This is a genomic window from Herbaspirillum sp. RTI4, assembly GCF_034313965.1.
GTDB lineage: Bacteria > Pseudomonadota > Gammaproteobacteria > Burkholderiales > Burkholderiaceae_D > Herbaspirillum.
Genome location: NZ_JAVIWQ010000002.1, coordinates 101,309 through 121,473 on the forward strand (window position 1 = coordinate 101,309; position 20,165 = coordinate 121,473).

18 protein-coding genes are annotated in these 20,165 nt (G+C 58.8%); 11 read left to right on the top strand and 7 right to left on the bottom strand.

What is annotated here, in order from left to right; translation table 11 throughout:
* Positions 1-9 precede the first annotated feature (9 nt).
* From hda to panB, 5 genes are all read left to right on the top strand, one after another.
* Positions 10-696, top strand: a complete 687-nt coding sequence (gene hda, locus RGU70_RS00680; protein ID WP_322210654.1) for a DnaA regulatory inactivator Hda — start codon at positions 10-12, stop codon at positions 694-696.
* 13 nt (positions 697-709) lie between these two features.
* Positions 710-1,390: an HAD family hydrolase gene (locus RGU70_RS00685; protein WP_322207513.1), complete on the top strand. Its 681-nt coding sequence runs from the start codon at positions 710-712 to the stop codon at positions 1,388-1,390.
* Positions 1,387-2,781 (top strand): polynucleotide adenylyltransferase PcnB, encoded by a 1,395-nt coding sequence (pcnB, locus tag RGU70_RS00690; RefSeq protein ID WP_322207514.1) that lies wholly within the window; start codon positions 1,387-1,389, stop codon positions 2,779-2,781. Before RGU70_RS00685 ends, pcnB begins: the two co-directional genes overlap by 4 nt.
* A gap of 1 nt (position 2,782) precedes the next feature.
* Entirely contained in the window at positions 2,783-3,277 is a 495-nt protein-coding gene (gene folK, locus RGU70_RS00695; protein WP_322207515.1) for a 2-amino-4-hydroxy-6-hydroxymethyldihydropteridine diphosphokinase, read from the top strand.
* Positions 3,278-3,428: 151 nt separating this feature from the next.
* Positions 3,429-4,259, top strand: a complete 831-nt coding sequence (gene panB / locus RGU70_RS00700; RefSeq protein ID WP_322207516.1) for a 3-methyl-2-oxobutanoate hydroxymethyltransferase — start codon at positions 3,429-3,431, stop codon at positions 4,257-4,259.
* Between the two features lie 144 nt (positions 4,260-4,403).
* Here the strand turns inward: panB and dnaJ are convergent, their stop codons facing one another.
* The 6 genes from dnaJ to RGU70_RS00730 all read right to left on the bottom strand — a co-directional run bounded on the left by dnaJ (position 4,404) and on the right by RGU70_RS00730 (position 12,455).
* On the bottom strand, positions 4,404-5,540 hold the full coding sequence (gene dnaJ / locus RGU70_RS00705) for a molecular chaperone DnaJ (RefSeq protein ID WP_322207517.1): 1,137 nt from the start codon (positions 5,538-5,540) through the stop codon (positions 4,404-4,406).
* Between the two features lie 227 nt (positions 5,541-5,767).
* On the bottom strand, positions 5,768-7,708 hold the full coding sequence (gene dnaK / locus RGU70_RS00710) for a molecular chaperone DnaK (RefSeq protein WP_322207518.1): 1,941 nt from the start codon (positions 7,706-7,708) through the stop codon (positions 5,768-5,770).
* Between the two features lie 178 nt (positions 7,709-7,886).
* Positions 7,887-8,441, bottom strand: a complete 555-nt coding sequence (grpE, locus tag RGU70_RS00715) for a nucleotide exchange factor GrpE (protein WP_322207519.1) — start codon at positions 8,439-8,441, stop codon at positions 7,887-7,889.
* A 164-nt stretch (positions 8,442-8,605) separates the two neighbouring features.
* Positions 8,606-9,712 (bottom strand): ferrochelatase, encoded by a 1,107-nt coding sequence (hemH, locus tag RGU70_RS00720; protein WP_322207520.1) that lies wholly within the window; start codon positions 9,710-9,712, stop codon positions 8,606-8,608.
* A 68-nt stretch (positions 9,713-9,780) separates the two neighbouring features.
* Positions 9,781-11,427 carry a DNA repair protein RecN gene (recN, locus tag RGU70_RS00725; RefSeq protein WP_322207521.1) on the bottom strand — a complete coding sequence of 549 codons (1,647 nt, stop codon included), beginning with the start codon at positions 11,425-11,427 and terminating at the stop codon, positions 9,781-9,783.
* 110 nt (positions 11,428-11,537) lie between these two features.
* Positions 11,538-12,455 carry an NAD kinase gene (locus RGU70_RS00730; protein ID WP_322207522.1) on the bottom strand — a complete coding sequence of 306 codons (918 nt, stop codon included), beginning with the start codon at positions 12,453-12,455 and terminating at the stop codon, positions 11,538-11,540.
* A gap of 282 nt (positions 12,456-12,737) precedes the next feature.
* On the opposite strand from RGU70_RS00730, the gene hrcA reads away from it, so the two are divergent.
* On the top strand, positions 12,738-13,760 hold the full coding sequence (gene hrcA / locus RGU70_RS00735; RefSeq protein ID WP_322207523.1) for a heat-inducible transcriptional repressor HrcA: 1,023 nt from the start codon (positions 12,738-12,740) through the stop codon (positions 13,758-13,760).
* Between the two features lie 92 nt (positions 13,761-13,852).
* On the opposite strand, the gene fur is transcribed toward hrcA, so the two are convergent.
* Positions 13,853-14,278, bottom strand: coding sequence for a ferric iron uptake transcriptional regulator (gene fur, locus RGU70_RS00740; RefSeq protein WP_322207524.1), 426 nt, complete (start codon positions 14,276-14,278; stop codon positions 13,853-13,855).
* A 72-nt stretch (positions 14,279-14,350) separates the two neighbouring features.
* Between fur and RGU70_RS00745 the strand changes: the two genes are divergently transcribed.
* The 5 genes from RGU70_RS00745 (at position 14,351) to holA (ending at position 20,114) form a co-directional block, all read left to right on the top strand.
* Positions 14,351-14,935, top strand: coding sequence for an outer membrane protein assembly factor BamE (locus RGU70_RS00745; protein ID WP_322207525.1), 585 nt, complete (start codon positions 14,351-14,353; stop codon positions 14,933-14,935).
* A gap of 4 nt (positions 14,936-14,939) precedes the next feature.
* Positions 14,940-15,746, top strand: coding sequence for a 4-hydroxy-tetrahydrodipicolinate reductase (gene dapB / locus RGU70_RS00750; protein WP_322207526.1), 807 nt, complete (start codon positions 14,940-14,942; stop codon positions 15,744-15,746).
* 129 nt (positions 15,747-15,875) lie between these two features.
* Positions 15,876-18,521 carry a leucine--tRNA ligase gene (gene leuS, locus RGU70_RS00755; protein WP_322210655.1) on the top strand — a complete coding sequence of 882 codons (2,646 nt, stop codon included), beginning with the start codon at positions 15,876-15,878 and terminating at the stop codon, positions 18,519-18,521.
* A gap of 20 nt (positions 18,522-18,541) precedes the next feature.
* Positions 18,542-19,093 carry an LPS assembly lipoprotein LptE gene (gene lptE / locus RGU70_RS00760; RefSeq protein ID WP_322207527.1) on the top strand — a complete coding sequence of 184 codons (552 nt, stop codon included), beginning with the start codon at positions 18,542-18,544 and terminating at the stop codon, positions 19,091-19,093.
* 1 nt (position 19,094) lies between these two features.
* Entirely contained in the window at positions 19,095-20,114 is a 1,020-nt protein-coding gene (gene holA, locus RGU70_RS00765; protein WP_322207528.1) for a DNA polymerase III subunit delta, read from the top strand.
* Positions 20,115-20,165: the final 51 nt, after the last annotated feature.

Genomic DNA, 20,165 nt, shown 5'->3' on the forward strand with positions numbered 1-20,165 from the left:
ATTCAACCTATGCGGCAGCTCATCCTGGAACTACCGCAAGCGCAGCCATTTTCGCTGGAGGGATTCATCGCCGGCAGCAGCAATGCAGAACTGATGCAACGCCTGCAACTGTGGGCGGGTAGCGCCGAAACCACGGGCGACCGTTCCCTCTACCTCTGGGGCGAAGCCGGTTCCGGCAAAAGCCACTTGCTGCAAGCGCTGACCGCTGCGACTAACGGCCGCTATCTGTCTGCCGATTCGACGCCGGAATCATTCGATTACTCCCCCGACATCCGCTGCTATGTGCTGGACGATTGCGAACGCTTGTCGCCTGCGTCGCAAATCGCCGCATTCAATCTATTCAACCAGGTGCGCGAGCGCGGCGGGGTGCTGGCGGCAGCGGGGGCAGCTGCTCCGGCGCAGCTCGCTGTGCGTGAAGATTTGCGCACGCGTTTGGGCTGGGGTCTGATTTATCAGTTACACAGCCTGAGCGACGCAGAAAAAATTGCCGCGCTGGAAACCGCCGCCGCCGCACGCGGCGTGGGGATTGCCTCTGGCGTGCTACCCTATCTCATTACGCATTTTCAGCGCGATATGCGTTCGCTGTCGGCCATGCTGGATGCGCTGGACCGTTATTCGCTGGAAACCAAGCGTCCCATTACTCTGCCGCTGCTGCGCAGCCTGCTCCAGCTGGAATCGGAAGAAACCAGCTCATGACCACCCCTCCCCTATGAACCTCGCTCTCTTCGATCTCGACCATACCTTGTTGCCGCTGGACTCCGACCACGAGTGGGGCCAGTTTTTGTCTCGCACCGGCGCAGTCGATCCCGACGAGTTCCGCAAGCATAATAACGAGTGGTACGCCCAATACGAAGCCGGCACGCTCGATCCGGTCAAGTATCTGGAATTTGCCTTTTCTACGCTGGCGCGTTTTCCTCGTGCGCAACTCGACACATGGCATGCGCAATTCTTGCGCGAAGTCGTGCAACCGGTAGTGCTTCCCGTCGCCCTGGCGCTGGTCAAAAAACATCAGGAGGCGGGCGATCTGGTCGCCATCGTCACCGCCACCAACAGCTTTGTCACCGCGCCGATTGCGCGGCTGTTCGACGTCGAACATCTGGTCGCTGCCCATCCGGTTCTCAATGCCGACGGCAGCCTTACCGGCCAACTGGCCAATGGCCATTCCTACGGTGCCGGCAAGATCGTGCAAACCGAAGCCTGGCTGGCTGGCATGCAAAAAACGCTGGGCGACTTCGAACGCAGTTATTTTTATAGCGATTCGCAAAACGATATTCCGCTGATGTCGCTGGTCACCGATCCGGTGGCCACCAACCCCAATGCCAAGCTGAAAGCGCATGCACTCGCCCACGCCTGGCCGATCCTGAACCTTTTCGAAGCGCATCTGCAATGATAAAAAGACTGATCCGCTCCCTGCTGGGAAAAAGTAAAAAAGCCTTAAAACCGGGCCAGGCGCAGGTACTCGACCGCAAACAACACGGCATCGACCCGCAGCTGGTTTCGTCTAACGCCGTGCGCGTGACCAAAACCCTGCAAGACGCCGGCTTCAAGGCCTTTATCGTCGGCGGCGCGGTGCGCGATCTGCTATTGCACGTCAAGCCCAAGGATTTCGACATTGCGACCAACGCCACGCCGGAGCAGGTTAAAAAACTGTTCCGCCGCGCCTTCATCATCGGTCGCCGCTTTCAGATTGTGCATGTGATGTTCGGCCAGGATCTGCTCGAAGTGACGACCTTCCGTGGCTCCTCTGCCGACAGCGCACCGAAAGACGAACATGGTCGCGTGCTGCGCGACAATACCTTCGGCGAGCAGCATGAAGATGCGCAGCGTCGCGACTTCACCATCAACGCCATGTATTACGACCCGGCCACCGAGACCGTGCTCGATTACTACGGCGGCATTGCCGATATCCGCGCCAAAACGCTGCGCATCATCGGCCTGGCGGAAGTGCGTTTCCGCGAAGACCCGGTTCGGATGCTGCGCGCAGTGCGGTTTGCCGCCAGACTCAATTTCACGATTGATCCCGCCACCAGCGCACCAATCGCCTTGATGGCCTCATTGATCGACAACGTCCCGGCGGCGCGCGTCTTTGATGAAATGCTCAAGCTGCTCATGAGCGGTCAGGCGCTGGCCTGTCTGCAACAGCTGCGCAAAGAGGGCTTGCATCACGGCCTGCTGCCGCTGCTGGACGTGGTGCTGGAACAACCGCTGGGCGAGAAATTCGTTACGCTGGCGCTGGGCAATACGGATGAGCGGATTCGTCAGGGCAAGCCGGTTTCGCCCGGCTTCCTGTTCGCCTCGCTGCTGTGGCATCAGGTGCTGGAAAAGTGGCAGGCATATCAGGCGGCGGGCGAATACCCGATTCCGGCGCTGCATCTGGCGGCCGACGATGTGCTCGACGCCCAGACCGACAAGCTGGCGCTGCAACGCAAGATTGCCTCCGACATGCGCGATATCTGGGCCATGCAACCGCGCTTTGAACGACGCACCGGCAAGTCGCCCTACAAACTGCTGGAACACCCGCGTCTGCGCGCTGGTTACGACTTCCTGCTGCTGCGCTGTGCATCGGGTGAAATCCAGAGCGGCATCGGCGAATGGTGGACGGCGTTCATGGAAGCCGACGGTTCCGGCCGCGAAATTTTGCTGACGCAAAAGATCAATACCGCCGGTAGCGCATCAAACACCGGTCCTGCCCCTGCCAAAAAACGCAAACGCCGCAGTCCGGCCAGTCGCGCACGCAGCGATAGCGCGGCTCCCGCAACTGCACCAGTGTTACCCGATTAAGATGCCAGACGTTCGTCCCGGCGAATATCTCGCCTATCTCGGCATCGGCGCTAATCTGGGCGACGCGACAGTGACGGTGCGCGCGGCTGTCGAGGCGATTGCTGCGCTCGATGGCACCCGGCTACTGCGCGTCTCCAGCCTGTTTGGCAGCGCCCCGGTAGATGCCGACGGCGACGACTACATCAACGCCGTCGCCGCCATTGCCACCGTGCAGGAACCGCTGGCCTTGCTGACCCAACTGCAAGGCCTCGAACAGGATTTCGGACGCCAGCGCTCCTACCGCAATGCCCCCCGCACGCTGGATATTGACTTGTTGCTGTACGCGGATTGGCGCATAGACTCCACGCGACTGACCGTGCCGCACCCGCGTATGAGCGAACGCGCCTTCGTTCTGCTGCCCTTGCTGGAAATTGCGCCCGACATCGACATTCCCGGCCTCGGCGCGGCCAGTCAATTCATTGATACTGTCTCCGATCAGCGCATACAGCGCATGTAGCGACTCCAGGGCGTGTTGACCGTTCATTTGTAAGATGCGCTTTCGCACAAGAAAAAACGCGGGGCAGATCGATAAGATTACAGATCAGGCCGCAACCGCTCTCACCCTCGCGCCGCCGTCAGCGGCTCCACCTTTTTTATCAGGAAATGTCATGGCAAGTTATTTGCAAGACTCCCCCGCCACACCCGAGCGCAAACCCATCACGGCACCGGCCTTGCTGGCGATGCGTCAGCGCAATGAAAAAATAGCCATGCTGACCTGCTACGACGCCAGCTTTGCGACCCTGTTCGATCGTGCCGGTGTTGAGGTGCTGCTGATCGGCGATTCGCTCGGCATGGTCTGCCAGGGGCATTCCTCGACGCTGCCGGTATCGCTGCAAGAGATCGCCTACCACACCGCCTGCGTGGCGCGTGGCAACCGCAGCGCGCTGATTGTGGCTGACATGCCCTTCGGTACGTATCCGACACCCACCGCCAGTTATGACAATGCTGTCCGGCTGATGCAAAACGGGGCGCACATGATCAAGGTCGAAGGCGGAGCCTGGCTGGCCGAGACCGTCCGCTTTCTGACCGAGCGCGGTATTCCTGTATGCGCGCATCTTGGCCTGACGCCGCAATCGGTGCATCAGTTGGGCGGCTACAAGGTGCAAGGAAAAACGCTGGAGGGCGCCGAATTATTGCTGGCCGATGCGCTGGCACTGCAAGCGGCGGGTGTGTCGCTGCTGGTACTGGAAGCCATTCCCGCGACGCTCGGCAAGTCGGTCACTGAAAGTCTGTCGATTCCGACTATCGGTATCGGCGCTGGTCCGGATTGCTCCGGTCAGGTGCTGGTGATGCACGACATGCTCGGCGTATTTCCAGGCCATCAGGCGAAATTTGTGAAGAATTTCATGCAGGATGCCGGCAGTATCGATGCGGCAGTGCGCGCGTATGTCGCGGCCGTCCGGGATCAGAGTTTTCCTGATGCCAAGCATTGTTTTTAAGATAGCGAGGGGCTGAAACACCTACGCCAAAGAAAAAGAGGGCGCGGATCACATCGATTCGCGCCCTCTTTTTGTTTCAGTCAACAGACATAGGTCATCAGGACTGAGACACCATTAACTGTGCCGCCATTAACTGTGCCGCCATTAATCAAAAAACTCCTTGACCTTGTCTTTCCAGGTTTTGGTTTGCGGGCTGTGCTTGGCACCGCCTTCGTTAGTCAGATTTTCAAATTCGCGCAGCAGGTCTTTTTGCTTGTCGGTCAGCTTGATCGGCGTTTCGACAATGACATGACAGAACAAGTCACCGGCATAACCGGAACGGACACCCTTGATCCCCTTGCCGCGCAAACGGAAGGTTTTTTCGGACTGCGTGCCTTCAGGAATGACGAATGAGGCCTTGCCATTGAGCGTTGGCGCTTCGATTTCGCCACCCAACGCTGCCTTGGCAAAGGAGATCGGCATTTCGCAATGGAGATCGTCGCCCTCGCGCTTGAACACTTCATGCGGCTTGATGTGGATTTCCACGTACAGGTCGCCGGGAGGTCCGCCATTCATGCCCGGTTCGCCGTTGCCGGTCGAACGGATGCGCATGCTGTCGTCTATCCCTTCGGGGATCTTGACTTCCAGTGTCTTGTTGCGTTTCAGACGGCCTGCGCCGGCGCAGGTCGGGCATGGCTCAGGGACGATCTTGCCGCTGCCGTGACACTTGGGGCAGGTCTGCTGGATGCTGAAAAAACCTTGCTGCATGCGCACCTGCCCGTGTCCGGCGCAAGTGGTGCAAGTGACCGGCGCAGTGCCCGGCTTGGCACCGGAACCGTGGCAGGAGTTGCACTCGTCCCATGAAGGGACGCGAATCGTCGTGTCGTAACCGTGAGCGGCTTGTTCGAGAGTAATTTCGAGGTTGTAGCGTAAATCCGCACCGCGGTAGACTTGCGGTCCGGCACTGCGGCCGCGTCCTCCGCCGCCGCCTCCACCACCGCCGAAAATGTCGCCAAAAATGTCACCGAAAGCATCGGCGAAACCACCGGCTCCACCGCCGCCAGCACCCATATTGGGGTCCACGCCGGCGTGACCGTAACGGTCGTAGGCCTCGCGCTTCTGCGGATCGGACAGCATTTCGTAGGCTTCCTTGGCTTCCTTGAATTTTTCTTCGGCGCCCTTGCTGTCGGGATTGCGGTCGGGATGATGTTTCATCGCCATCTTGCGGTAGGATTTTTTGATTTCCTCATCGCTGGCGTTTTTTGCTACGCCCAGTATTTCGTAAAAATCGCGTTTTGCCATGGTTGTTGTACGTCGTGTTGTACGCCGTGTTGGAGTTCGTTAAGCGCGCTGTTGCAAGCGCACTATTGGTTTATCGAAATTATCATGCTGTCGCTGCACTTCGTTTGCCGTGATGCAATGCTTCGGCATCTCCACTCAAGCGACAAGGTAAAACGCCGAGGGCCAGCTTTTCGGCTGGCCACTCGGCGCGTCAAGCGACTGACGCCGCTGACGGAACTTGCTTTATCTTACTTGACTTCCTTGAAGTCGGCGTCGACTACATCGTCTTGCTTAGGATGGGCTTCGCCGCCAGCTGCTGCGGCATCGGCTCCGGCAGCACCAGGCGCACCGGCTGCTTGCTTGGCTTGCATGTCGGCATACATTTTTTCACCGAGCTTTTGTGCCGCAACCGACAACGACGCTGTTTTTGCATCGATGGAAGCCTTATCTTTGCCCTTCAAGGCTTCTTCCAGTTCCTTGATGGAGGCTTCAATCGCGTCTTTTTCACCTGCATCGAGCTTATCGCCGTATTCAGTCAGCGCCTTGCGAGTCGAATGGACCAGCGCGTCGCCCTGATTGTGCGTTTCAGCCATTTCACGCAAGCGCTTGTCTTCTTCGGCATTGGCTTCGGCATCACGCACCATTTTTTCAATTTCGGCTTCGTTCAAACCGGAATTGGCCTTGATCGTGACCTTGTTTTCCTTGCCGGTGGCCTTGTCCTTAGCGCCCACATGCAAGATACCGTTGGCATCAATGTCGAAAGTCACTTCGATTTGCGGTGTGCCGCGTGTCGATGGCGGGATGCCTTCCAGATTGAATTCGCCCAGGCCCTTGTTACCGGCAGCCATTTCGCGCTCACCCTGGAACACCTTGATGGTCACGGCAGGCTGATTGTCTTCTGCTGTCGAAAACACCTGGCTGAACTTGGTCGGGATGGTCGTATTCTTCTTGATCATCTTGGTCATGACGCCGCCCATGGTTTCGATACCCAGCGACAGTGGCGTCACGTCCAGCAGCAACAGATCCTTGCGGTCGCCCGACAAGACGGAACCCTGGATGGCCGCACCGACAGCGACTGCTTCATCGGGATTGACATCCTTGCGTGGATCTTTGCCGAAGAATTCCTTCACCTTTTCCTGCACCTTAGGCATGCGGGTCATGCCGCCGACCAGGATGATGTCGTCGATGTCGGAAACCTTGACGCCGGCGTCCTTGATCGCCATGCGGCATGGCTCGATGGTCTTGGCAATCAGTTCCTCGACCAGCGATTCCAGCTTGGCGCGGGTGATTTTCAAATTCAAATGGACCGGTGCGCCGTTGGCCATCGCGATGTACGGCTCATTGATTTCAGTTTGCTGCGACGACGACAGTTCGATCTTGGCGCGTTCGGCCGAAGCCTTGATGCGTTGCAGGGCAATGGCGTCCTTGCTCAGATCGAGGCCGTTGATCTTGTTGAACTCTTCGATGATGTAATCGATGATGCGTTGATCGAAATCCTCACCGCCGAGGAAGGTATCGCCGTTAGTGGACAACACTTCAAATTGCTTTTCGCCATCGACATCGGCAATTTCAATGATCGAGACGTCGAAGGTGCCGCCGCCCAGGTCATACACCGCAATCTTGCGATCGCCCTTGTCGGTCTTGTCCAGACCGAATGCCAGTGCGGCGGCAGTCGGTTCGTTGATGATGCGCTTGACGTCGAGTCCGGCGATACGGCCGGCATCCTTGGTCGCCTGACGCTGCGCGTCATTGAAGTAAGCCGGCACGGTGATGACCGCTTCAGTGACTTCTTCACCGAGGTAGTCTTCAGCGGTCTTTTTCATTTTGCGCAGCACTTCTGCCGCAATTTGTGGCGGCGCCAGTTTTTTGTCGCGCACGGCAATCCATGCATCGCCGTTGTCGGCCTTAGCGATCTGGTAAGGCATCAGCGAGATGTCTTTCTGGACTTCTTTTTCGTCGAACTTGCGACCGATCAGGCGCTTGGAAGCGTAAATCGTATTTTTTGGGTTGGTCACTGCCTGACGCTTGGCGGGTGCGCCGACCAGAACTTCGCCATCTTCCTGATAAGCGATGATCGAAGGGGTCGTACGTGCGCCTTCTGAATTTTCAATTACCTTAGGTTGTCCACCCTCCATGACTGCAACGCAAGAGTTGGTAGTACCCAGATCGATCCCGATGATTTTGCCCATGATTTTTTCCTTGAATGACTGTTAACGAGTTTTTGATGTTTTTAATATGTGTGGAAAACGGCCGTTTTCAAGCGATTCCTGCGTAAAATCTGGCAAAAATTACTATCTGCTCGATACCGCGGAACGCCCCAAACGTTCATGCGCTTTAGTCTTTACCCAGACCAAAGCGCTGATTGCTTTATTTGGCTTGCGCCACAGTAACCAGGGCCGGGCGCAACAGACGCTCGGAAATGGTGTAACCCTTTTGCAAGACGGCCACCACGGTATTGGCTTCCTGCTCGGCAGGAACTGCGGAAACGGCCTGATGCTTCATCGGATCGAGCTTGTCGCCGGGCTGCGGGCTGACTTCCAGCAATTTGTTCTTCTCGAACGCTGACACCAGCTGCTTGAGCGTCATTTCGACACCTTCCTTGAGCGATTCCACCGAAGGCGTTTCGACCTTCAGCGCCATTTCAAGGCTGTCCATGACCGACAGCAAGCTCTCGGCAAAACCTTCGACCGCAAATTTGTGGGCGCGGCTGATGTCTTCCTGAGCGCGTCGGCGGATATTTTCAGCTTCGGCCTTGGCGCGCAAATAGGCATCCTGCAATTCGGCGGCTTTCAGTTCAGCGGCACTCAACTGCTCCTGCAAGCCCGCCACGGAATGAGCGTCAGCAGCAACACCAGCATCCGCATCGGTGGCATTTTTTTGATTTTCCAATTCCTGCTCCATCTGTTTTCCTGGCTCTTGCATGCTGATTGATCTCCGAACTGTCAGTATTCATGGACATAAATGTCCGCTCAAGGCATCAACGTGAGGCTATCCCTTACGTTTTCAAGGGACATTCCCTTGAATATTCGCTGTTTCCCGCATTTCCGGCGGGAAATCCGGCTATTTTAGCAGCGCAGGTTGCGCCCCTACTCCGTTGCGCCATAGTGCCGCGCCTGTTGCAAGGAGATATCTGCCTGCTGTTGCCGCTGGTCGCTGGCAGCGGCGCTGTCGGCCAGCGGCCAGCCCTGCATGTGTTCCCCGGCAATCGTCAGCAGTCCGTCTATCCATTCCGGCGCATCGTTGAGGCAGGGGATAAAGTGAAATTCCTTGCCGCCCGCTTCCAGGAAGTCATGGCGGGCCTCGATAGAGATCTCTTCCAGCGTTTCCAGACAATCGCTGGTGAAACCGGGACACATCACATCAACACGGCCGATGCCCTCGCGCGCCAGTTTCATCAAACTGGGTGCGGTATAGGGTTGCAGCCATTCGGCTTTGCCGAAACGGGACTGGAAAGTCACCATATATTCTTGCGGCGTCAGTTCCAGCGCCTGGGCCAGCAGTCGCGCCGTCTTGTAGCATTCACAGTGATAAGGGTCTCCCAGCAAAAGCGTGCGCTTGGGCACGCCGTGGAAGCTCATGACCAGCTTGTCCGGCCGACCATGCTGCTCCCAGTGGGCCAGCACCGAATGGCGCAGCGCCTGAATATAGGCATCGCTATCGTGATAATGCTTGACCAGCCGCAGCTCCGGCATATTGCGCACGCTGGCGAAATGGGCGAATACGGCGTCGAAAATCGAGGCCGTCGTCGCAGCAGCGTATTGCGGATAGGCGGGCAGCACCAGAATGCGTTCGCAACCTTCTTCCTTGAGCTGCTGCAACACCGCTGGCACACCCGGATTGCCGTAACGCATCGCATAGGCCACCCGAACCCGGTACCCGCGCTCTTCGCACAAGCGTTGCAGCGCACTCGCCTGACGTTCGGTATGCACTTTCAGCGGCGAACCTTCGTTAGTCCAGATCGATGCGTACTTGGCAGCCGAGCGGGAAGAGCGGAACGGCAGGATGATGCCGTTCAGAATCAGCCACCAGAGCGCCCGGGGGATTTCCACCACCCGCGGATCGGACAGGAATTGTTTGAGATAACGCCGCACGTCACCGGTCGTCGGCGCGTCCGGCGTACCCAGATTCACCAGCAGGATGGCGGTTTGATCGATACGACCATGCACATGGGGGGGTTCTGCGCGAAAAGACATAATGTTCCTGGATTTGTGCGGGGATTGAATGAGTGCGACGCGCCTGCGTAGGGCGTTGTCAGGTGCGCTTAGGAGGCCAGCAATTCACGGGCGTGCTTGCGGGTGGTGGCGGTAATTTCCAGTCCGCCCAGCATGCGGGCAATTTCTTCCACCCGCGCTTTGGAATCGAGCGCATCGATATGCGATACCGTGCGTTCGCCCTCGCTGCGCTTGCTGACCTGAAAGTGGCGATTGGCCTGACTGGCGACTTGCGGCAAATGGGTCACGCACAAGACTTGCCGCTCCTGCCCCAGCCGTTTCAACAGCCGACCGACCACTTCCGCTACCGCTCCCCCGATGCCGCTATCGACTTCATCGAAAATCAGGGTCGGCGTGGCAGTAGCGCTGGAAGCGATGACGGAAATGGCCAAGGCAATCCGCGCCAGCTCACCGCCGGAGGCGACCTTGGCCAGCGGACGCGGGGCAACCCCGGCGTGACCGGCCACCAGAAATTCCACCTGATCGATGCCGTGGGCGCCCGGTTCGCCCGGCTCCAGCGAGATCGCGAATTTCCCGCCGACCATGCTCAGCTCCTGCATGGCCGCTGTCACGGCTGTGCCAAAAACCACTGCCGCCTTGGTACGCGCGACAGACAGCGTCTTCGCCAGCGCCAGATAGTTTTTCTTCAGTTGCGCTTCCTGCGCGCGCAGGGCTTCCAGATCGCTGGCGTCGGCCAGCGCCAGCCATTGCGCTTTCAATAGTTCGAATTGCTGCGCCAGTTGCTCGGGCTCGATACGCAAGCGACGCGCCGTAGCGTGCAGTACTTGCATCCGTCCTTCGACTGCCTGCAAGCGCTGCGGATCGAGTTCCACGCGGCCGAGGTAATCGTTGAGTGCATATACGGCTTCCTGCAATTGAATCCGCGCCGGTTCCAGTACTTCCAGCACCGGCTTGAGTCCGTCGTCGAGTTCGCTCAGCCGGCTCAGCTTCTGACTCAGCGCGGCGACGCGCGACAACAGCGGCGCTTCAGTCTCGGAAATTTCGTCCAGCGCCTGCTGCGCGCCCTCGATCAGACTAGCGGCGTGCGACAGGCGACTATGCTCGTTGCTGACCTCGACCCACTCGCCCGGTTGAGCGGCCAGCGTGCGCAATTCGCTCACTTGCCATTCCAGCCGTTCGCGCTCCAGCAGCATGCTTTTGGCGTCATTTTCGAATTCTTCGCGCTGCCGCGTCACGGTGCGCCAGGCTTTGTAGGAGGCCGCCAGGGTCCGGGTCTGTTCCAGCAAGCCCGCTTGACTATCGAGCAGCAAGCGTTGCGCATCCGTCTTGAGCAGCGACTGATGTGCGTGCTGACCGTGGATATCGACCAACAGCTCACCCAGTTCGCGCAATTGGGTTGCCGTAGCCGCCACGCCGTTAATGAAGGCACGGGAACGGCCGGCATTGTCGATCACTCGCCGCAGCAACACGCCGCCATCCTCATCGGCAAAATCATGGGCCTGCAACCAGTCGGCAGCGGCACCGGCAGCGCCGAAATCGGCAGTGATATCAGCGCGGGTCGCGCCTTCGCGCACCACGCTGGCGTCGCCGCGACCGCCCAGCGCCAGCGCCAAGGCATCGATCAGGATCGATTTACCGGCGCCGGTTTCGCCGGTCAGTACAGAAAAACCGGCGCTGAATTCCAGCTCAAGGGCATCGACGATGACGAAGTCACGAATGGCTAAGGTACGCAGCATGGGATCTACCATCACAAACAAAAATGAAAAAGGGGAGGCGGCGCAGGGGGCGTCGCCGATGACAGCGGCATAGTGTACGTCAGCGCTGCGTGCGCGTCAGGGACCGCCGCTTAGCGCAGATTCCCTTCGATGGAAGGGTATTCGTTCCAGTGTAGCTTCTGACGCAGGGTGTCGTAATAGCTCCAGCCTTGCGGATGCAGGAAAGTCACCGTGTGCGCCGAACGACGCACGGCAATCCGGTCGCCGAGTTGCAGGCTGGCAAACGATTGCATGTCGAAATTGACGCTGATGTCGCGGCCACCGGCAATTTCGATCACGATTTCGCTGCTGTCAGGCACGATGATCGGCCGGTTCGACAGTGAATGCGGCGCAATCGGCACCAGCGCGATGCCTTGCAGGCGCGGATGCAAAATCGGCCCGCCGCCCGATAAAGCATAGGCCGTGGAGCCGGTGGGCGTGGCCACAATCAAGCCATCGGAACGCTGGTTGTACATGAAGCGGCCATCGACGCTGACGGTCAGTTCGGCCATACCGGCTCCGCTGCCGCGCGACACGACAACATCGTTAAGCGCCAGCGCCTGGAAAATGCTGACACCGTCACGCAATACCGAGGCTTCCAGCAGCGTGCGGGATTCGGACTCGACCTTGCCTTCCAACATTTCGGCCAGCACCGGGATCATGCCTTCAAGGGGAATATCGGTCACGAAACCCAGCCGACCCAGGTTAATCCCGATCAGCGGTACCGAGTAAGGCGCAAGTTGGCGGGCAATACCGAGCATCGTACCGTCGCCGCCGACGACAATGGCAACATCCGCCAGATGGCCGATTTGCGCCGGAGTGGCGGCTTGAAGACCCGCACGCTGAACATGTTGCGCGGTATCGGTTTCAAATAAAACGGTATGGCCGCCTGCTTCCAGGAAATCGGCAATCTCGGTCAGCGATTGCCCGATACCAGCGGCAAGATATTTAGCAACGATGGCAACGGTTTGCGGCAACAGTGTCTCGGCGGGCAATTTAAGCGGCCACATGCGGACTCCATGAAAGAAGGTAGATGAAAGCGGTAGGTGAAATCAGATTGGAGGCAAGTACAACGGTGCGGCGATTAGACCATAGTTTGCGCGCTATCCCAACAGCGATATGCCGCCGCCTGCGATATGACCAGCCCGCCACGCAAAACTATTGCCGCCAGATAAAAATCTGGCATTGAAATGCCGCCGCCTGCGCGACGAATCGCGATTTATCCGCATTTGCTAACAGGCAATGCCATATTCCAGCTAGCACGGAACGCCCCTGATCGTTAGAATATGGCCATGCAACTTGATACCCGCGCACAAACCCTGCTCAAAGCTCTGATCGAGCGCTATATTGCCGATGGCCAACCCGTTGGATCGCGCGCGCTCTCCAAAATTTCGGGGCTGGAATTATCTCCGGCGACCATTCGCAACGTCATGGCCGATCTGGAGGACATGGGATTCGTCGCCAGCCCGCACACTTCGGCTGGGCGGGTACCCACACCGCGCGGCTACCGGATTTTTGTCGACACTTTGCTGACGGTGGGGGTCATCGATGAAAGCGCCCTCGAATCAAAGATGCAAACGCGCCCGGGCGACAACTCCCCGCAAAAGATCATTACCCATGCGGCTCAGGTGCTGTCGTCGCTGTCGCAATTCGCCGGCGTAGTGCTGACGCCGCGTCGCGAATCGGTATTTCGCCAGATCGAATTTCTGCGCCTCTCCGAAAAACGTATTTTGCTGGTCATCGTCAGTCCCAACGGCGATGTGCAAAACCGCCTGCTGCTGACCGACGCCGATTACACGCCCTCGCAGCTGGTACAGGCCGCCAATTACATCAATCAGCATTACGGCGGACTCAGCTTCGATGATGTCCGCGCTCGCCTGCAACATGAATTACGCCTGTTGCGCGACGATATGACGCGCCTGATGCAGGCAGCGGTCGAGGCCGGCAGCGATGCCATGATCGACGATGCCGACGACATGATCATTTCCGGCGAACGCAACCTGTTGAGCGTGGCCGACCTGTCGTCGAACATGACTTCGCTGCGCAAACTGTTTGATATGTTCGAACAGAAAACCGGTCTGATGCAGTTGCTTGACACTTCCAGCAAGGCCACCGGCGTGCAGATTTTCATCGGCGGCGATTCGCAACTGGTGCCGATGGACGACATGAGCATCGTCACCGCCGCCTATGAAGTCAACGGCAAGATCGTCGGAACGCTGGGAGTGATCGGGCCGACGCGCATGGCGTATGAGCGTGTGATTCCGATTGTGGAGATCACCGCCAAACTGCTATCGAATGCCTTGAGTCATCATTGAGTCATCACTGAGTCATCACTGAGGCGACTGCCTCTCTGTGCGGACTGCCGGTGCGCCTGTGCAAATCAAGGGGAGGGGGCGGGAGGGGATAACTACTTTTTCCGGCTCTTGCAATCGAGGCAATGCCCGTACAGCGCCAGCGCATGATCGACGATATCGAAGCCATGGTCCTGCGCAATCTGGATCTGGCGTTTTTCAATTTCTTCGTCATAAAATTCTTCGACCTTGCCGCATTCCAGGCACACCAGATGATCGTGGTGGCTGCCTTCGTTCAGTTCGAACACGGCCTTGCCGGTTTCGAAATGATTGCGCTGCAGGAGGCCTGCCTGCTCGAACTGCGTCAGTACCCGGTAGACAGTCGCCAGACCGACGTCAAGATTATCCCCCAGCAGAATTTTGTAGACGTCTTCGGCGCTCAGATGACGCACTTCGGTGTTTTGGAAAATTTCCAGGATTTTCAAGCGCGGCAGCGTCGCTTTGAGTCCGCTGGCCTTGAGTTCTGAGGGATTGTTAGGCATGTTTTGGTCGCGCTCCGGTTATCTGCTTTATGATATGTCTTTTACCCAAATTGCTCAATCACTGAGATTCTCATGCGCCTGCTGCCCTTCCCTCACGCCACCCGTACCGAAACCGTCCGCCGCACCTTGCGCCGCGCCGTCGCGCTGAGCGCGCTCTGCGCAGGCTTCGCCCTGCTCGCCGGCTGCGCATCGAAATCTGCCTCCGTGGCTGACGCCAGCAATGGCAACGGCGACGCCACCTCCAGCTTGCAAATCGTCAGAAACGGTAGCCTGTTCGGATTTCTGAAGCCGTATCGAGTCGATATTCAGCAAGGCAATTTCGTATCCCAAGAGATGGTCGCGCAGCTACGCCCTGGCATGTCGCGTGATCAGGTGCGCTTTGTAATGGGTACGCCCTTGCAGGTCGACCTGTTCCATGCCAACCGCTGGGATTACGATTTCCGGCTGGCCAAAGGCAATGGCGAACTGATCCAGAGCCGCATTACCGTTTTCTTTAAAGATGAATTGCTGGAACACTACGACGGCGGCACCAACCTGCCGACCGAAGCCGAATATCTGGCGCTGATCGCCGGCTCTCAGGCGGGTGCCGTACCAAGATCGCCTGAGCAACGGCCTGGATCCGGGCCCTCTTCCACGCCCGCACCGGTCGGGAAATAAAAGCATGAGTCAACTGAAAATCGCCGTGGCCGGCGCTTCCGGCCGCATGGGTCGCATGCTCATCGAAGCCATCCAGGAAGCCAGCGATACCGTGCTGACCGGCGCGCTGGACGTTCCCGGCTCATCAAGTCTGGGCAGCGATGCGGCCGCCTTTCTGGGCAGCCCGGCAGGCGTTCTCATCGAATCCGATCTGGCGCGTGGACTGCAAGGCGCGCAAATCCTGATCGACTTCACCCGTCCCGAAGGCACGCTGGAACACCTGCGCTACTGCGCCGAGCACGGCATCAAGATGGTCATCGGCACCACCGGTTTCGATCAGGCTGGCAAGGATGCCATCGCCGCTGCCGCACAAAAAACGGCCATCATGCTCTCGCCTAACATGAGCGTCGGCGTCAACGTCACGCTCAAGTTGCTGGAAATGGCCGCCAAAAGTTTCGCTGAAGGCTATGACATTGAAATCATCGAAGCCCATCATCGCCACAAGATTGATGCGCCCTCCGGCACAGCGCTGAAAATGGGCGAAGTAATTGCCGATGCGCTCGGCCGCAATCTTGACGACGTCGCCGTCTACGCCCGCGAAGGGATCACCGGCGCACGCGACCCCTCCTCCATCGGTTTCGCGGCCATCCGCGGCGGCGACATCGTGGGCGACCACACCGTGCTGTTTGCCGGCATCGGTGAACGCATAGAAATCTCGCACAAATCCTCCAGTCGGGTCACTTACGCACACGGCAGCCTGCGCGCCGCGCGTTTCCTGGCAGACAAATCCAGCGGCCTGTATGACATGCAGGACGTACTGAATCTGAAATAAGCGTCTAAATAACCGCCTGTCGCAGCACGGACAGCTCCTGACCGCCCGCGGCTTGCCCGGGCGTCGCCGTTTCATGGGCGACGAGCCAGTATAATGGCCGGTTTCCACACCACTTTCGCCTCATCCTCCATGCAAGATAAATATCTCCCCGCCGAAGTCGAACACCTCGCGCAGCAACACTGGACCGCCATCGACGCCTACAAGGCCGTCGAACACGCGCAAGACAAGAACGGCCAGCCGAAAAAGAAATTCTTCGCCTGCTCGATGCTGCCGTATCCGTCCGGCAAGCTGCACATGGGGCATGTGCGCAACTACACCATCAACGATGTGATGTATCGCTACATGCGCATGCGGGGTTATAACGTCCTCATGCCGATGGGCTGGGATGCCTTCGGCATGCCGGCGGAAAACGCCGCCATGGCCAACAACGTGCCACCCGCGCAATGGACCTACGCCAACATCGCGGCGATGAAAAAGCAAATGGAGTCCATGGGACTGGCCATCGACTGGTCGCGAGAAATGACCGCCTGCACGCCGGAATACTACCAATGGAACCAGTGGATGTTCCTGAAGATGCTCGAGCGCGGCATCATTTACAAAAAGACCGGCACCGTCAACTGGGATCCGATCGACAAGACCGTCCTGGCTAACGAACAAGTTATTGACGGTCGCGGCTGGCGCTCCGGCGCGCTGATCGAAAAGCGCGAAATCCCGATGTACTACGCCAAGATCACCGACTACGCCGAAGAATTGCTGGCGCACGTCGACAGCAAACTGCCCGGCTGGCCGGAGCGGGTACGTCTGATGCAAGCCAACTGGATCGGCAAATCGACCGGCGTGCGCTTCGCCTTCCCGCATGACATCCAAGAGGACGGCCAGGCCGTCGGCGACGGCAAATTGTGGGTATTCACCACCCGCGCCGATACCGTCATGGGCGTCACTTTTTGCGCCGTCGCACCAGAACATGCGCTGGCCACACTGGCCGCGCGCACCAATCCCGCACTGGCCGCCTTCATCGCCGAATGCAAAACCGGCAGCGTCATCGAAGCCGACATGGCGACGATGGAAAAGAAGGGTATGCCAACCGGTCTGTCCGTCACGCATCCACTGACCGGCCAGCAGGTCGCCGTCTGGGTCGGCAATTACGTCCTCATTACCTATGGCGACGGCGCAGTCATGGGCGTACCGGCGCACGACGAACGCGATTTCCTCTTCGCCAAGAAATACGACTTGCCGATCCGTCAGGTGGTCGATGTCCCCGGCAAAACCTATTCCACCGACGCCTGGCAGGAATGGTATGGCGACAAGGAAAACGGCCGCATCACCGCCTCCGGCAAATACGACGGCATGGATTATCCGACCGCCGTCGCTGCCATCGCCGCCGATCTGGCCGCGCTCAATCTCGGTGAAAAGAAGATTACCTACCGCCTGCGCGACTGGGGCATCTCGCGCCAGCGCTATTGGGGCACGCCTATCCCCATCATCCATTGCCAGGACTGCGGCGACGTCCCGGTGCCGGAAAAAGACCTGCCCGTGATTCTGCCGGAAGACTGCGTGCCTGATGGCAGCGGCAACCCGCTCAACAAGCATGAGCAATTCCTGCACGTCGACTGCCCACGCTGCGGCAAACCGGCGCGACGCGAAACCGACACCATGGACACCTTCGTCGATTCGTCCTGGTATTACATGCGCTACACCTCGCCCGGCAGCTCGCAGTCCATGGTCGATGCCCGCAACGATTACTGGATGCCGATGGATCAGTACATCGGCGGTATCGAACACGCCGTGCTGCATCTGCTGTACGCCCGCTTCTGGACCAAGGTCATGCGCGACTTCGGTCTGGTCAGTTTCGACGAGCCATTCACCAACCTGCTCACGCAAGGCATGGTGCTCAACGAAACCTATTACCGCGAAGAAAGCAACGGCAAAAAAATCTGGTTTAACCCGGCCGACATCGAACTGAGTTTCGACGACAAGGGCCGTCCGCTGACCGCGCTGCTGAAATCCGACGGCCAGCCAGTGCATATTGGCGGCACGGAGAAAATGTCGAAGTCGAAAAACAACGGCATCGACCCGCAAGCGCAAATCGACCAGTACGGTGCCGATACTGCCCGCCTGTTCACCATGTTTGCCTCGCCGCCGGAACAAACGCTGGAATGGTCGGGGGCCGGCGTCGAAGGCGCGCACCGCTTCCTGCGCCGGGTATGGGCGTTTTCCCACGCGCATGCCGCCCGCATCGCTGGCGCTGACGCGCTCGATCGCAGCAAACTGAACGACGCGCAAAAATCGCTGCGTCGCGACGTGCACCGCATCCTGCAACAAGCCGACCACGATTTGCAGCGCATCCAGTACAACACCGTGGTCTCCGCCACGATGAAAATGCTCAACACGCTGGAAGCCGCCAAACTGGACGACACCCCGGTATCGAACGCGTTGCTGGCGGAATCGCTGTCGATTTTCTTGCGCCTGCTCAATCCGATTGCGCCGCACATCACCCATGTGCTGTGGCAGGAACTCGGTTTCGGCCTGCGCTCCGGCGACCTGCTGGACGCCGACTGGCCGCAAGTTGACCCCTCCGCGCTGGAACAAAGCGAAATCGACATGATGATTCAGGTCAACGGTAAACTGCGCGGCAGCATCACCGTCGCCAGCAGCGCCGACAAAGCGGCCATTGAAGCAGCGGCGCTGGCCAGCGACTGCGTACTGAAATTTCTTAGCGGCCCGCCGAAGAAAGTCATCGTCGTCCCCGGCAAGCTGGTCAACATCGTCGTCTGAATCAGGAAAAGGCTGAACCCATGAAACACTGCTCATCACTCTTCGTAGCGCGGCGCTGGTGCCTGCTGCTGGTCGCTGCGCTCATGCTGAGCGCCTGTGGCTTCCACGTCCGCGGCAAAGCCAACCTGCCGTTCAAGTCGATCTACATGGGTTCGCCATTAACCTCCCCGCTGCTGGTGGAGCTCAAGCGCAACCTCGTTGCCAACGGCGTCGAAGTTGTTACTGAGCAAGCCGACGCCGAAGCCCGTCTGAGCGTCCTCTCCACCACCACCGAACAAAAAGTCCTGACGCTCAACTCGGATGGCCGTGTGCGCGAGTACGAACTGTTCCAGCGCTTCACCTTTACCGTCACGGAAAAATCAGGCGAGACCCTGCTCAAGCCGACGACCATCGTGCTCCGACGCACCATCACCTACGACCCGAATCAGGAACTGGCCAAACAGGCGGAAATCGTCCTGCTGTACCGCGACATGCAGTCCGACACCGTGCAACAGGTGCTGCGACGTCTGGCGAGCATCAAACCACCGGTCGAGGACGACACCCCGGCCGACAGCAGCATTCCGCACAACTGACATGCTACTGAAGCTGGACGCCCTGACCCCGCATCTGGCGAAAACGCTGGCGCCGCTGTACGTCATCGCCAGTGATGAGCATGTGCTGGCGATGGAAGCGGCCGACAAAATCCGTCAGCGCGCACGCGAAAGCGGATTTACCGAGCGCGAAGTGCTCACCGTGGACCGCAGCTTCAAATGGGGCGAACTGCTGGAAGCAAATCGCTCGCAATCCTTGTTCGGCGACAAGAAACTGATAGAACTGCGCATCCCCGGCGGCAAACCCGGCAAGGAAGGCGGCGCGGCTTTGCAGGACTATGCCGCCCATCTGAGCCCCGACAATCTGACCATCATTACCCTGCCCAAGCTCGACTGGGCCACGCAAAAAGCGGTCTGGGTCGCCAGCCTGCAACAGGCCAGCGTATTTCTCGACATCCCCATGGTCGAACGCGCCCAGTTACCGGCCTGGATAGGGGCGCGTATGGCGGCGCAGCAGCAAAGCGCCGAGCGCCAGTCACTCGACTTCATCGCAGACCGGGTCGAAGGCAATTTGCTGGCCGCGCATCAGGAAATCCAGAAACTGGGCTTGCTGCACGGGGCAGGAAAACTGAATTTCGAGCAAGTCCACGATGCCGTCCTCAACGTCGCCCGCTACGATGTCTTCAAGCTCAACGAAGCGATGCTGACCGGCGACATCCCCCGTCTGACCCGGATGATGGCCGGCCTCCAAGGCGAAGGCGAAGCACTGCCCCTGATCTTATGGGCGGTTGCTGAAGAAATCCGCACGCTGCTGAAGTTAAAATCCGGCATGGCGCAAGGCAAAGCCGTCGGCATCCTGCTCAAGGAATACCGGATCTGGGGCCCGCGAGAACGACTGATGGAACCGGCCTTGCGAAGGCTGACGCTGCCGGTCTTGCAACACGCCATGCAACAAGCGGCCCAGATAGACAAGATGATCAAGGGGCTGCGCGCCCCCGACTTTGCCGGTGACGCCTGGGATGCCCTGACCCAGTTAAGCCTGACCGTTGCCCGAGGAAAATAAGCGCGCCCGTCAAGCCCCTGCGCCGGATGGTACGATGCACCCTGTCCTTGC

What these genes read in the sequence shown, in the direction of transcription:
- hda (WP_322210654.1), top strand. Translation starts at nt 10, where the DNA reads ATGCGGCAGCTCATCCTGGAACTACCGCAAGCGCAGCCATTTTCGCTG.
- dnaJ (WP_322207517.1), bottom strand. Translation starts at nt 5,540, where the DNA reads ATGGCAAAACGCGATTTTTACGAAATACTGGGCGTAGCAAAAAACGCC.
- panB (WP_322207516.1), top strand. Translation starts at nt 3,429, where the DNA reads ATGGCAAGTTATTTGCAAGACTCCCCCGCCACACCCGAGCGCAAACCC.
- dapB (WP_322207526.1), top strand. Translation starts at nt 14,940, where the DNA reads ATGAGTCAACTGAAAATCGCCGTGGCCGGCGCTTCCGGCCGCATGGGT.
- dnaK (WP_322207518.1), bottom strand. Translation starts at nt 7,708, where the DNA reads ATGGGCAAAATCATCGGGATCGATCTGGGTACTACCAACTCTTGCGTT.
- hrcA (WP_322207523.1), top strand. Translation starts at nt 12,738, where the DNA reads ATGCAACTTGATACCCGCGCACAAACCCTGCTCAAAGCTCTGATCGAG.
- recN (WP_322207521.1), bottom strand. Translation starts at nt 11,427, where the DNA reads ATGCTGCGTACCTTAGCCATTCGTGACTTCGTCATCGTCGATGCCCTT.
- leuS (WP_322210655.1), top strand. Translation starts at nt 15,876, where the DNA reads ATGCAAGATAAATATCTCCCCGCCGAAGTCGAACACCTCGCGCAGCAA.
- lptE (WP_322207527.1), top strand. Translation starts at nt 18,542, where the DNA reads ATGAAACACTGCTCATCACTCTTCGTAGCGCGGCGCTGGTGCCTGCTG.
- hemH (WP_322207520.1), bottom strand. Translation starts at nt 9,712, where the DNA reads ATGTCTTTTCGCGCAGAACCCCCCCATGTGCATGGTCGTATCGATCAA.
- holA (WP_322207528.1), top strand. Translation starts at nt 19,095, where the DNA reads ATGCTACTGAAGCTGGACGCCCTGACCCCGCATCTGGCGAAAACGCTG.
- RGU70_RS00730 (WP_322207522.1), bottom strand. Translation starts at nt 12,455, where the DNA reads ATGTGGCCGCTTAAATTGCCCGCCGAGACACTGTTGCCGCAAACCGTT.
- grpE (WP_322207519.1), bottom strand. Translation starts at nt 8,441, where the DNA reads ATGCAAGAGCCAGGAAAACAGATGGAGCAGGAATTGGAAAATCAAAAA.
- folK (WP_322207515.1), top strand. Translation starts at nt 2,783, where the DNA reads ATGCCAGACGTTCGTCCCGGCGAATATCTCGCCTATCTCGGCATCGGC.
- fur (WP_322207524.1), bottom strand. Translation starts at nt 14,278, where the DNA reads ATGCCTAACAATCCCTCAGAACTCAAGGCCAGCGGACTCAAAGCGACG.
- RGU70_RS00685 (WP_322207513.1), top strand. Translation starts at nt 710, where the DNA reads ATGAACCTCGCTCTCTTCGATCTCGACCATACCTTGTTGCCGCTGGAC.
- RGU70_RS00745 (WP_322207525.1), top strand. Translation starts at nt 14,351, where the DNA reads ATGCGCCTGCTGCCCTTCCCTCACGCCACCCGTACCGAAACCGTCCGC.
- pcnB (WP_322207514.1), top strand. Translation starts at nt 1,387, where the DNA reads ATGATAAAAAGACTGATCCGCTCCCTGCTGGGAAAAAGTAAAAAAGCC.